10 protein-coding genes are annotated in these 12,427 nt (G+C 54.5%); 4 read left to right on the top strand and 6 right to left on the bottom strand.

Features of this window, described 5'->3' with window-relative positions:
* Positions 1-75: 75 nt before the first annotated feature.
* Positions 76-2,430 (top strand): 7TM-DISM domain-containing protein, encoded by a 2,355-nt coding sequence (locus tag SOJ49_RS14275; protein ID WP_369855165.1) that lies wholly within the window; start codon positions 76-78, stop codon positions 2,428-2,430.
* A gap of 9 nt (positions 2,431-2,439) precedes the next feature.
* On the opposite strand, the gene SOJ49_RS14280 is transcribed toward SOJ49_RS14275, so the two are convergent.
* Positions 2,440-3,927, bottom strand: a complete 1,488-nt coding sequence (locus SOJ49_RS14280) for an AAA family ATPase (RefSeq protein ID WP_369855166.1) — start codon at positions 3,925-3,927, stop codon at positions 2,440-2,442.
* 163 nt (positions 3,928-4,090) lie between these two features.
* Here SOJ49_RS14280 and coq7 point away from each other — a divergent pair, with 163 nt between their 5' ends.
* A complete protein-coding gene (coq7, locus tag SOJ49_RS14285) occupies positions 4,091-4,744 on the top strand; it encodes a 2-polyprenyl-3-methyl-6-methoxy-1,4-benzoquinone monooxygenase (protein ID WP_369855167.1) in 654 nt (217 codons plus the stop codon).
* 99 nt (positions 4,745-4,843) lie between these two features.
* On the opposite strand, the gene ilvN is transcribed toward coq7, so the two are convergent.
* Together ilvN and SOJ49_RS14295 are read right to left on the bottom strand one after the other, a co-directional pair.
* Entirely contained in the window at positions 4,844-5,335 is a 492-nt protein-coding gene (ilvN, locus tag SOJ49_RS14290) for an acetolactate synthase small subunit (RefSeq protein ID WP_369858076.1), read from the bottom strand.
* 4 nt (positions 5,336-5,339) lie between these two features.
* On the bottom strand, positions 5,340-7,064 hold the full coding sequence (locus SOJ49_RS14295) for an acetolactate synthase 3 large subunit (protein WP_369855168.1): 1,725 nt from the start codon (positions 7,062-7,064) through the stop codon (positions 5,340-5,342).
* Positions 7,065-7,452: 388 nt separating this feature from the next.
* On the opposite strand from SOJ49_RS14295, the gene SOJ49_RS14300 reads away from it, so the two are divergent.
* Complete coding sequence (locus SOJ49_RS14300; RefSeq protein ID WP_369855169.1) at positions 7,453-7,911, top strand: DUF4124 domain-containing protein; 459 nt, start codon at positions 7,453-7,455, stop codon at positions 7,909-7,911.
* Between the two features lie 9 nt (positions 7,912-7,920).
* Here the strand turns inward: SOJ49_RS14300 and pgeF are convergent, their stop codons facing one another.
* The gene (gene pgeF / locus SOJ49_RS14305) at positions 7,921-8,655 is read right to left on the bottom strand and encodes a peptidoglycan editing factor PgeF (protein WP_369855170.1); all 735 of its coding nucleotides are present in this window, start codon (positions 8,653-8,655) and stop codon (positions 7,921-7,923) included.
* Entirely contained in the window at positions 8,636-9,601 is a 966-nt protein-coding gene (gene rluD / locus SOJ49_RS14310; protein WP_369855171.1) for a 23S rRNA pseudouridine(1911/1915/1917) synthase RluD, read from the bottom strand. The genes pgeF and rluD overlap by 20 nt, the downstream gene beginning before the upstream one ends.
* 128 nt (positions 9,602-9,729) lie before the next feature.
* On the opposite strand from rluD, the gene SOJ49_RS14315 reads away from it, so the two are divergent.
* Positions 9,730-10,551 carry an outer membrane protein assembly factor BamD gene (locus SOJ49_RS14315; protein WP_369855172.1) on the top strand — a complete coding sequence of 274 codons (822 nt, stop codon included), beginning with the start codon at positions 9,730-9,732 and terminating at the stop codon, positions 10,549-10,551.
* Between the two features lie 132 nt (positions 10,552-10,683).
* Here SOJ49_RS14315 and SOJ49_RS14320 read toward each other — a convergent pair whose 3' ends face one another.
* Positions 10,684-12,318, bottom strand: coding sequence for an NAD+ synthase (locus SOJ49_RS14320; protein ID WP_369855173.1), 1,635 nt, complete (start codon positions 12,316-12,318; stop codon positions 10,684-10,686).
* Between the last annotated feature and the right edge of the window lie 109 nt (positions 12,319-12,427).

Here is a 12,427-nt window from a genome sequence, read left to right on the forward strand (position 1 = left end):
TACCACAATTCTGTACCACAACGCGTGGCAGGGCAGATTTTTATTGCTGCCCTGTCAGACTCGCAAGGGATTCCCATGGCAGATCTGGCAAAAAGGCTATTTGATTCATCATGGTTAGCGGGACTGCTCTGGCTACTATGCCTAAGCAACAGTAGCTGGGCCAGCAGTCCGGTGCTGATTCCGGAAAGTGATTTTAATCATTCGATCAGTAGCTACGTCTCGATCCTGGAAGACCCGGAATCGTCGTTATCCATTGACGATATACTGACCCAGCAAGTCCAATTGCGCTTTACTCCAAGCCATTCCGAGAACCTCCATTTTGGGGTCAGCCATTCCACCTTCTGGCTACGCATCAGTCTTTATAATCCGTTTCCGATAGATAAGCAGGTCATCCTGGCGCTGTCCAATAACCATATTCCGTCAGTATCCATGTTTGATATCAGTCGCAGTGATGCTATCACTGTTATCAATGGTTTTACCGCCCCTTCCGGTAGTTATCAGCAGGCCCACCCGTTCTTGTTAACGTTACCGGCAATGACAACACAAAGTTATCTGCTGTCGTTGTCGAGCGGCGGCCTGATCAATACCGATGTACGGCTGATGACACCACAACGTTTTCTGCAAAACGAACAGTGTCAATCCATTTTGATTGGCTTGGTCGCTGGCTGGTTAATGGCAACCGCAGCTTACTTTATCAATCTGGCCTTAACGCGCCGCTCTTGGCTAGCCTGGTGTGCATCGGGCTACTGTCTGGCATCAACAGTATTTATGGTTAGCTGGCTGGGCCAGTTGGGTTTGTTACTGAATATTGACCTCGAGCATTCGGAAATTGTTACCGAGCTGGCCACCGGTGCCGCCATTGCCAGCCAATCTCTGGCGGTCTACTTCCTTGGCTGGAAAGGCCAGCATGCCCGGTTGTTCCGTCAGATATTACTGGGCAGTACCGGCTTATCAATCCTCGGCACCATACTGCTAACGTCCTTGTCCGGCAGCTATAGCGAAACTCTGGCCCCCCTCCTGGTGATCTTGATGCAATTGATCCTGGCGATCTTGCTCGGCATCGGCAGCAGTCGCCACCCATCAGCACAGCGTTGGTTCCTGACTGGCACCATGGCCAATCTTGGCGGTGTATTACTGATCCTGTTCATCAGCAATAACCTGTTGGAGTTTGATTCCATCAATAACTGGATGGCATTGTTGTTACCGTCCGTTATGACCGCCTGTATGGTCATGGCCGTTTTGCGCCTGACCCGCAAGAGTGACCAGTTTCTGGAATCGCCCAACCGTGGCGTTGCGATCAACCCCGCGATCCTGTCACAAATCAGCCACGAACTGCGCACTCCTATCAACGGCGTGCTCGGCATGAATGAATTATTGTCGGACACCCCACTGACCGATAACCAGCGTGATTTCACCGAAACCATTGCTCAGGCCGGGCGGGAAATGCTGCACGTCGCCAACGAAATTTCGGTACTGGCCAAGATTCAGGATGATCATCTGGAGCTGGACACCCGTGCCTTTGATCTGGTCTCCCTGACCAATCAGGTACTGGTGCATTTTCAACTGGAAGCCAACCGTAAACAGGTTGAACTGATGGTTGACCAGGAAGAAGATCTGCCAGCTCGACTGGTGGGTGACCGTAATCGTCTGCAAACCCTGTTGCATAACCTCTACGCCCGACTGCTGGCCTACACTGAACAAGGTGAAATCAGCACGCACTTAAGCCCGCTACGCAACAACCGGGGCCAGGTTCATGGTGTGTCGATCCAGATTCAGTTACATGGCACCATCACCAATCGCGACGATTTGAGAATCATGCTGGATCTGCTCTGCAGCACCCATCACACAAACGGCGAAACGCCCTGGAATCTGACCGTCAGCCGTCATCTGATCCGCTTTATGAAGGCATCGCTGGAAATGGAAAGCCTGACGACCCAGGCGGGTTCTCTTACCCTGTACCTGCCACTGGAGCCTGAAAGCGCAGAAACATCGGTGCAGCCGGGCCACGATGACAGTCTGATTGGTATGCACATCCTGATCGTTGACGATAACGCCTCGCTCAGGAAAGTAATTGAAAAGCAGATCCGACGTTGGGGAGTGCGTGTTGAAAGCACCTACAGCGGCAAGGAAGCCCTGGCCATGCTGCGTAATCAGGCAGCTACCGGACATGCGTTTGATGGTGCCATCATTGACCAGGATATGCCGGTCATGAACGGGCTTGAACTGATGCAACGCATTCAGGATGACGCCTCGATCAGCCCCAAGCCCAACGTATTAATGCTCACGGGTCTCAGCATCAGCTCGGTCAGAGAACAGGCCCATGCGGTTGAAATCTATCATCTGTTAGCCAAGCCTGCCAGTGGCGAACGCCTGAAGCGGGCACTGCTGGAACTCAAGTATCGTCCGCAACGACCGTCCAGTACCCACTGACGTAACCTGCTAATTCGCGGACACCGCACGCCCGGCGGCCCATAACCGGAGGCGCTGCAGCGGTTCAGCCATGGTTACCGACAGCGGCTGCGTTGCATTAGCTGCTGCGACCAGTTGTTGGGTCGTCAGTGGCTGGTCATTAAGCGTTGTCTTACCGGCTTCCGCACTGGCATACCAGGCAGCGACCACCACTTGTTCAATTTCTGCGCCGGAAAACCCTTCGGTCATGGCGGCCAGTAGCCCCAGGTCGACTGCATCGACATCATGCCCGCGCTTGCCCAGGTGGATGCGGAAAATCGCTTCCCGCACGCTGGCATCGGGCAAATCAACAAAAAAGATTTCGTCCAGACGACCCTTGCGCATCAGTTCCGGTGGCAGAGCATGAATATTGTTAGCAGTCGCCACCACAAACACCGGCTGTTTACGCTCCGCCAGCCAGGTCAGCAAGGTACCCAGCAAACGCTGGCTGACGCCATTGTCCTGGCTATCACCGGCCAGTGCTTTTTCGATTTCATCAATCCACACAACACAAGGCGCCATCAGCTCGGCAAGCTGCAACGCTTCCCGCAAGTTACGTTCTGTCTCACCAAAAAACTTGTTGTACAAGGCACCCATATCCAGACGCAACAAGGGCACTCCCCAACTGCCAGCCACCGCCTTTGCCGCCAGGCTTTTACCACTGCCCTGCACACCAAACAGCAACATTCCTTTGGGTCGCATATCGGTATCGGCTTCGAGGAACGCCTGCTGACGCTGTTGCAGCCATTGCTTCATGGTATCCAGACCGGCCACATCACCAAAACGGGCAGTGTCGTACTCAAATCCCATCACGCCGTCCATATCCATCAACTGGAGTTTTGCCCGGCTGACTTCCGGTACATCTTCTGCCGTGATCGCACCATCATCGACTATCGCACCACGAATCAGTCGGCGGGCATCGGAATACGTCAAACCACGAAGGTTGGCCACCAGGCGCTTGAGTGTTGGTTCATCGGTTTTTACCCGTGTGCCACTTTGGGCGGCATAACGCCGTGCTTCTTCCTGTACCAGGGTCATCAATTGCTGTTCATTCGGCAGTTGCAGCTGAAAACGGGCACTCAGGCGCATCAGTTCATCAGGTACCTCAAGTCGGTGGCTGAGTAAAACGAGGGTTTTTCCGGCATGCACATGTTGCAAGGCAATATCCTTGAGCAGCCGTACTATCTGTGGTTCTGCGATAAATGGATGCAGATCGCAAAAGACAAAAATACCGCCCTGTTGTTGCTGCTTGATATGCAGTAACGCCCGTTCGGGCACCTCACTTTGCTCCAATCCTGGTTCTTCACCAAAACCCAGCCGCCGCAAGCCGTCGGTCAGAGTCCATTGTTGCAATGCTGCACCGCGCTTGATGGCCAGACGAGTCAGCAAGTCCAGCGCTCGGGGTTCTTCGTGGGTTTCAATCACCAGAATCGGCGTATGGCGCTCCAGCATCAGTGCCAGGTCGTGTACATCCTGCATTCTTTGGCTCTCTCTGTCAGACTGGCTGACGCCAGGAGTGTTATGGTTATGGCTGAATAGCGATGATACGGATCATGCATCAGAACGCAGAAAAACGTAAACTGTCAGCCGATTCAGTTTTTCGGGTATGGCCTGCTATGCCCGCGTTGCGGAGAGACCCGTTATGAGCCAGCAAAATACTCGCCAGTTTTCCCTGTTAGATCGCCTGATTGGCAGCGCCGACCAAGCCCTCCGCACCCTCGTTCCCGGTGTTGCCTCAGCCGCTCGCCCATCCCCAGCTCTCCAGCGCGAGCAACATGAGATGAGCGACGCCGAACGTCAACATGCCGCCGCTCTGATGCGCATTAATCATACCGGTGAAGTCTGTGCCCAGGCCTTGTATCAGGGGCAGGCGTTAACGGCCAGATTGCCTGATGTGCGTGGTGCCATGGAAGAAGCCGCCGCAGAAGAAATTGATCACCTGGCCTGGTGTGAAGCTCGCATCAAGGAGCTGGACGGCCGTACCAGCCTGCTGAATCCGCTGTTTTATGGATTATCTCTGGGTATCGGTGCCGCAGCGGGTAAAATTGGTGACAAGGTCAGCCTGGGATTTGTTGCCGCAACAGAACAACAGGTGTGCAAGCACCTGACCTCTCATATCAGTTCATTGCCCGTTCAGGATGAACGCAGCAAGGCGGTGCTGTTGCAAATGCTGGAAGACGAGGCCAAACACGCCACTACCGCACTGGATGCTGGTGGCCAGAAATTTCCATTGCCGGTAAAAATGGTGATGACTGCTATTTCCAAGGTCATGACCAGTGCAACGTATCGGGTTTAAGCCCAATCACTGGTTAACCCCATAACAAAAACCCGTTGAAGCGCGAGTATTCAACGGGTTTTTTATGGCCAGACTGACGCGAAGGGCAAAGAGCGAAGGCTACAGGCTCAGGACTTTCTCACCACGAGAAATACCCGACACCCCACTGCGCACGGTTTCCAGCACTGCAGTCGAACCAATCGCCTCAATAAAGGCTTCCAGTTTATCAGTCGCGCCAGTCAATTGGATGGTGTACACACTGGGTGACACATCGACGATCTGGCCACGGAAGATATCCGCCGTACGTTTGATTTCAGCACGCTGGGCTCCCACGGCTTTCACCTTGATCAGCATCAGTTCGCGCTCGATGTGTTGACCCTCAGACAGATCCACCAGCTTGACCACCTCGATCAGCTTATTGAGCTGTTTGGTGATCTGTTCGATCTTGCGATCATCGCAATGGGTGGTCATGGTCAGACGCGACAAGGTCGGGTCTTCGGTAGGCGCAACCGTCAGGGTTTCAATGTTATAGCCACGCTGGGCAAACAGTCCGACCACACGCGACAAGGCACCCGGTTCGTTTTCCAGCAGGATAGAAATAATATGTCGCATCATATCAGGTACGCTCCGTCTTGCTCAGCCACATGTCGCGCATGGAGCCCAAAGGCACCTGCATTGGATAAACGTGTTCTTCCGGGTCAACGGCTACATCGAGGAATACCAGGCGATCCTTGTATTTATTCAAGGCATCGTCCAGCGCTTGCGGCAATTCATCGCGGCTTTTTACCTGAATACCCACATGGCCATAGGCCTCGGCCAACTTAACGAAGTCAGGCAGTGATTCCATATAGGAATGGGAATGTCGCCCTTCGTAGTTCATGTCCTGCCACTGACGTACCATACCCAGCGAACCATTGTTCAGACAGACGATTTTTACCGGAATACCGTACTGCAAGCAGGTCGACATTTCCTGAATGTTCATCTGGATCGAACCTTCACCCGTGACACACACCACTTCGTGATCGGGGAAGTTCATCTTCACCCCCATCGCGGCCGGAAAACCAAAGCCCATGGTGCCCAGGCCACCGGAGTTGATCCAACGATTGGGCTTGTCAAACTTGTAGTACTGAGCGGCAAACATCTGATGTTGGCCAACATCGGAGGTGACGTAGGCATCTCCCCGAGTAGCAGTCCACAGCGCTTCGATGACTTCCTGTGGTTTCATCAAGCCGTTTTCATTTTTTTCGTAACGCATACCATGACGCGGACGCCACTCGTTGATCTGTTTCCACCAGGAGGTTATCGCATCAGCATCCGGCGTTTCACCAGCTTCATCCAGCAGCGCCATCATTTCGTCCAGCACCGTACCCACTGGCCCGACAATGGGCACATCGGCGGTGATGGTTTTGGAAATAGACGATGGATCAATATCGATATGAATGATCTTGGCGTCCGGACAAAACTTGGTCGTGGCATTGGTCACTCGGTCATCAAAGCGAGCGCCTACCGCCAACACCACATCGGCGTGGTGCATCACCACGTTCGCTTCGTAGGTGCCGTGCATCCCTAACATACCAAGGAAACGATCCGCCGTGCCGGGATAAGCCCCCAGCCCCATCAATGTGCTGGTGCATGGGAAGTTCAGGCGATCCACCAATGCCCGCAGCTTATCTGAACTGCCGTCGATGATCACACCACCGCCGCTGTAGATAACCGGACGCTTGGCGCTCAACAGCAATTCAACCGCCTTCTTGATTTGGCCGGAGTGGCCACGCTGAGGCGGTGTGTAAGAGCGCAGTTTGACCTTTTTCGGATAAACGTATTCAAAACGCTCATTCGGCATGGTCATATCTTTCGGTATATCAATCAGTACCGGGCCGGGACGACCGGTGCTGGCGATATAAAACGCTTTCGCCACCAGCTCTGGAATTTCTTCCGGGCGGCGAACGCTGAAACTGTGTTTCACCACTGGGCGAGAAACCCCCAGCATGTCCGTTTCCTGGAAGGCATCATCGCCGACCAAATGGCTCATCACCTGACCAGAAATGACAACCATTGGAATAGAATCCGTAAACGCAGTAGCAATACCTGTAATGGTATTGGTCGCTCCAGGGCCGGAAGTCACCATCACAACACCGGCTTTACCGGTCGCACGGGCATAGCCATCAGCCATATGGGCTGCGGCCTGCTCGTGGCGGACCAGTACGTGTTTGACGGCACTTTGTCTATAGACGGCATCGTAAATGTGCAGCAACGAGCCGCCCGGGTAGCCATAGATATATTCAACGCCTGACTCGTGCAGAGCACGAACCAACATTTCTCCGCCGGAAAGTAATTCCACCGTACTTATCCTCTTGCACAAGCTCTTGTCAGAGCATGAGTGAAATAAAAATTGCGGGATCAGCGTCATCACGCCCTGAAGGCGGATGGATCCCGGTGAGGATGAATAACTTGTAGTTGCTCATCAGAGTCCCGGAGTCTGGTCATAAACTGCGGGTTGGAACTGGATCGGAGGATAACCCTGGTCCAGAGGCCATGGCTGCCAGAGATCAGCACGGGGGTGTTGGCTGCTCAATCCGGCAAAAGCTGTGCAATTTTAGCACCATAGCGCTGTTTGTCCAGAGAACACGCGGCCTGCGGGATGCCAGAATAACGGCTATTTCCTTGACTTATCAGCTCGTTGCCATAGTGTTCGCTGCATCCCGGTTCTGTTGATATCGCAGGTGATTATGAAATTTTTGCTCTCGACAGCAGTGGCGCTACTGCTATGGCCAGCCTTGGTAACCAGCCCGGTGCAAGCACAGGTATACCGCTGGACAGATGAAAGCGGCCAGGTTCACTTTGGTTCACAGCCTCCCCGTGAGCAACAGGCAACAGCAGAAACCTATGATGTGCAGGTTTCGCGCCCCGCCACACCCCCTGCCACAGGCAGATCCCTGGTGGACACTGCCAATCCGAAAAAGGATGAGGAAAAACAGCCAGACTCCGACGAACCCGCAGTGCCCAACGAAGAGGCCGACGCGTATTGCCAGCAGGGCCAGACCTATATGGGCAAGCTCAGCAGTAATTACAGCCGTCGCTTCAAAGACCAGGAGACCGGTGAATACCGTCCGTTGACGGACGCTGAACGGGAGCGCGAACAGCAGAAAGCCCGCAAGATAATGGACACCTATTGCAAAAAACAATAACCGCCTGCGCTACTCGCGCCAAATCAGGCTGGCCTGCCGACCGGTTTGGCCATCCCGACGAAAGGAATAAAACCGCGTCGCTTCCCGATAAGTACACCATTCCTCCCCGAATATCCACTCGACGCCCGCCTGCTCCAACCGCCAGCGCGCCAGTGCATGCAGGTTGGCATGATAACGATCGCCGTGACCGCGATAAAAGCAACTTGCCGGCGCCCCGGCGAAGCTTGCCCTGACCTCTGGCCCGACTTCAAACGCTGCCGGGCCAATGGCGGGACCCAGCATGGCCATGACGCTACCACTAAAACAGGTCAGGGCCTGTTCCAGCACACCGGCAGCCAGACCACGCCATCCGGCGTGTATCGCTGCAATCTGCTGGCCATTTGCACTGACCAGCAACACCGGCAAACAATCTGCCGTCATGACGGCACAGGCCAGGCCTGGCTCTGCTGTCCAGCAGGCATCTGCTGGCAACACAATCTCGTTCCCACAAGCGTGCCGACATTCAGTGCCGTGCACCTGATCAAGCCATTGAATGGCACGCACAGCGGGTAACTGCTGTTGCAAGCGGATACGGTGCTGCCGTACTTGCTGTGCATTATCACCGACATGCAGCCCGAGATTGGCACCATCCCAGGGCGCTGCAGAAACCGGCCCACTCAGTAACCGGCGCGTACTGAATGCCACCTGCACCCCGGCAGGCAAGGGCCAGTCTGGCCGGATCAGTTCAAATGTCGTGCGCACCACGCCGGTCAGCCTCCAGCATCTCAAGCAATTCGATCATGTCGGTTGGCAAGTCCACTTCCCACTCCATCCATTCCTGCTCAACCGGGTGCAATAATCCCAACGCCTTGGCATGCAGCGCTTGACGTGGAAAGTTTTGCAGCATGGTACGCAAGGAAGGGCCAATACCCTTGGTCAGGCGAGTACGGGCAGCGTAGGTGGCATCACCCACCAGCGGATGGCCAATGTGCGTCATATGCACGCGGATCTGGTGAGTACGGCCAGTTTCCAGTTTGCAGCGAATATGGGTATGGGTAGGAAACTTGTGTAATACCCGGTAATGGGTCACCGCGTCTTTACCCATCGGATTGACCGCCATACGGGTGCGCTGGGTACCATGACGACCGATCGGTTCATCTACTTTGCCGCCGCCGGTCATGTGCCCCTGAACCACCGCTTCGTACTCACGTCCCATGGTGCGATCCTGCAGTTGTGCGACCAGATGCGCCTGGGCTTGCAGGGTTTTGGCCACCACCATCAGTCCTGTGGTGTCCTTGTCGAGCCGATGTACGATACCGGCACGGGGAATATTGGCCAGCGCCGGACAATGATGCAGCAAGCCATTCAGCAAGGTGCCTTCACGATTGCCCGCCGCCGGATGCACCACCAGATCAGCCTGCTTGTTGAGCACCAGAATATGATCGTCTTCGTAGACGATATCGAGGTCGATGGCCTCTGGCTGCCAGTCACCTTCGGGGGCCAGCTCCGCTTCCAGTACCAACGTCTCACCGCCGGTGAGTTTGTCACGCCCGCGCCAGGCCTTGCCATCAACCGTCAACTGTCCCTCTTTGATCCATTGTTGCAGCCGTGAGCGTGAATAGTCAGGGAACAGTTGCGCTGCTACCTGGTCGAGTCGTTTGTTGCCCTGATCAAAGGGAACCTGAATACTGCTAGAGATCTGATTGGTCATAGTCTGCCAAATCGGGGAGGGTCGATGCGATACCAGACGTCAGAACCGCCAATCGGTTGGGACTGTGCTGTGACTGTGTTTTAATACCGCGCTTTAGCGAAGTATATCCACAATTAGGAATCCGCTCCATGACGTGCCGCTGGCTGTTGATTTTATTATCTGTCTTGATGGTCGCCTGCTCCGGAAATCCGGACAAACCCAAAGAACAAACCGAGCAACAATTATATAAAGAAGCCAGAACCGCGCTGGATAAAAACAGCAACGTTATTGCCATTGAAAAGCTCAAGGCGCTGGAGTCCCAGTACCCTTTTGGGGAATACGCCGAACAGGCTCAACTGGAGCTGATTTACGCCTATTTCAAAACCAGCGATCTGGAAACCGCCCTGGAAGCCAGCGAACGCTTTATCCGCCTGCATCCGCTGCATGAACAAATCGACTACGCCTACTACATTCGCGCGCTGACCACTTATGAAATGGGATTTTCCATGGTGGAACGGCGTTTTTCCGACGATGTTGCCAAGCGTGACCCGACACCGCTGCGCGATGCCTTCCAGTATTTTTCAGAATTGTTGACCCGCTTCCCGGACAGCCCTTATACCGCCGACTCCCGCGCACGTATGGTCTATCTGCGTGAACGCCTGGCCAGTTACGAGATTGGCGTGGCGCGCTACTATATGAAACGTCACGCCTTTATGGCAGCTGCCAACCGGGCCAACAAGGTAGTATCTGAGTATCCAGGTACCGCTGCGGTTGCCGATGGCCTGGTGATGATGACGGAAGCCTATCAGGAGCTATCGATGACAGCAGAAGCTGATGACGCCTTGGCACTGCTGAAATATAACTTCCCACAGCACCCACAACTACGGAATGGCGAGTTCAAGAACAGCGGTCTGGCACAAACAGATCGGCGCAGCTGGCTGGAAATCCTCTCCTTTGGCTTGAGTAAATAACCCGATACCAGACCACATTTTCAGGCCACTTTTGTGGCGATGGCCGAAATACAAGCAACTGAACACAACCGGCCCCGGAATACACGTCCAACCAACATCCGGGGCCCGGTTATTCACTTCATCTGACAGATTTCAGATACCAGCCCGCCAACCACTGGTGATCGGATAGCGCCGATCACGACCAAAACCACGCCGAGTTACTCGTACGCCAACCGGTGCCTGACGGCGTTTGTATTCGTTTACGTCAACCAGACGCAGCACCCGCATCACATCATCGCGGTCGAAGCCACTGGCAATAATCGCCTCGGCACTCATGTCCTGCTCAATATAATTTTCCAGTATGGTGTCCAACACCGGGTAAGGCGGCAGGCTGTCTTCGTCCACCTGGTCGGGCGCCAGTTCCGCCGATGGCGGACGATCAATCACTCGCTGCGGTATTACCTCACCCTCACCGATCGAATTACGATATTGTGCCAGTGCGAATACCCGTGTTTTATAGACATCCTTCAGCGCCCCGTAACCACCCGCCATATCGCCATACAGGGTTGCATAACCCACCGCCATTTCGCTTTTGTTGCCGGTGGTCAGCACCATATAGCCCGTCTTGTTCGAGATCGCCATCAACAGCACACCACGACAGCGGGATTGCAGGTTTTCTTCCGTGGTATCAACCGGTAAACCGGCAAACTCCTGCGCCAGAGCACCCATAAATTGCTCGTACATCGGAGCAATCGAAATCGACTGATAACGCACCGCCATCACCCGCGCCTGCTGCGCGGCGTCTTCTTTGCTCATATCCGAGGTATAGGCAAATGGCATCATCACAGCCTGAACCCGATCAGCCCCCAGAGCATCCACGGCAATGGCCAGTGTCAGCGCTGAATCGATACCGCCTGACAGCCCCAGAATAACGCCCTTGAAATGGTTTTTATTGACGTAGTCACGCACTCCCAACACCAGCGCGTTGTAGAGACTGGCCAGTTCATGTTCGTGGGCTTCCACCACCGGTGCCGCATTCGCAGCCTGCAAAACACCGGCAGAAAACCGGACGTCAGCCGTTGCTGCCTGGTATTCCGGTAGTTGGGCAACGCAGAGGCCAGTGGCATCCAGAGCAAACGAGGCACCATCGAAGACCAATTCATCCTGCCCACCCACCTGATTGACGTACACAATCGGCACTCCCAAGCGACCAATATGCTCACGCAAGACGGTCAGGCGCTCGGTTTGCTTGCCAATATGAAAGGGCGAGGCGTTCAGGTTAAGAATCAGCTCCGCTCCAGCGGCCACGGATTGCTCTGCCGGTCCGGTGTACCAGATATCTTCACAAATGGTTAAACCCAGATGTACGCCAGCGATATTAACAACGAGTGGCTGGTCGCCAATGCTGAAATAACGCTTTTCATCGAACACCTGATAGTTTGGCAAACATTGTTTGGCGTAACGCCCCAGTGATTCGCCCTGATACCAGACGCCAGCGCAGTTATAAAGACGCTCGTCCTCGCGCCAGGGAAAGCCAGCCACAATGGCAATGTCGTGACTGGCAGCCGCCAGCCGTTTTATGGCGGTTTCAACACGAAGTTGCAAACTTGGTCGCAACAACAGGTCTTCTGGTGGGTAACCGGTCAGCGCCAGCTCGGAAAACAGGATAAGATCGACGCCACGGTTACGTGCTGCGTCCACTTCGCTGAGCATCAGATCACAGTTGCCGGTAATATCGCCAACCAGAAAATTGCATTGCGCCATGGCGATGTGAAGTGACTCTGTCATGCTGTCGCGTTACCTTCTGCTATTTTTCCGCAGTATTGTCTGGAAATTCCGCCGGTTAGGCAAATACATTAGCGCCAGGCCAGGTGAACGCCAGTGGCCGAAAGGATAT

The sequence above is a fragment of the Candidatus Thalassolituus haligoni genome (genome assembly GCF_041222825.1).
Lineage (GTDB): Bacteria > Pseudomonadota > Gammaproteobacteria > Pseudomonadales > Oceanobacteraceae > Oceanobacter > Oceanobacter antarcticus.

Bases quoted from the DNA above. Each gene is read 5' to 3' on its own strand.
- SOJ49_RS14275 (WP_369855165.1), top strand. From the start codon at position 76: ATGGCAGATCTGGCAAAAAGGCTATTTGATTCATCATGGTTAGCGGGA.
- SOJ49_RS14280 (WP_369855166.1), bottom strand. From the start codon at position 3,927: ATGCAGGATGTACACGACCTGGCACTGATGCTGGAGCGCCATACGCCG.
- coq7 (WP_369855167.1), top strand. From the start codon at position 4,091: ATGAGCCAGCAAAATACTCGCCAGTTTTCCCTGTTAGATCGCCTGATT.
- ilvN (WP_369858076.1), bottom strand. From the start codon at position 5,335: ATGCGACATATTATTTCTATCCTGCTGGAAAACGAACCGGGTGCCTTG.
- SOJ49_RS14300 (WP_369855169.1), top strand. From the start codon at position 7,453: ATGAAATTTTTGCTCTCGACAGCAGTGGCGCTACTGCTATGGCCAGCC.
- rluD (WP_369855171.1), bottom strand. From the start codon at position 9,601: ATGACCAATCAGATCTCTAGCAGTATTCAGGTTCCCTTTGATCAGGGC.
- SOJ49_RS14315 (WP_369855172.1), top strand. From the start codon at position 9,730: ATGACGTGCCGCTGGCTGTTGATTTTATTATCTGTCTTGATGGTCGCC.
- SOJ49_RS14320 (WP_369855173.1), bottom strand. From the start codon at position 12,318: ATGACAGAGTCACTTCACATCGCCATGGCGCAATGCAATTTTCTGGTT.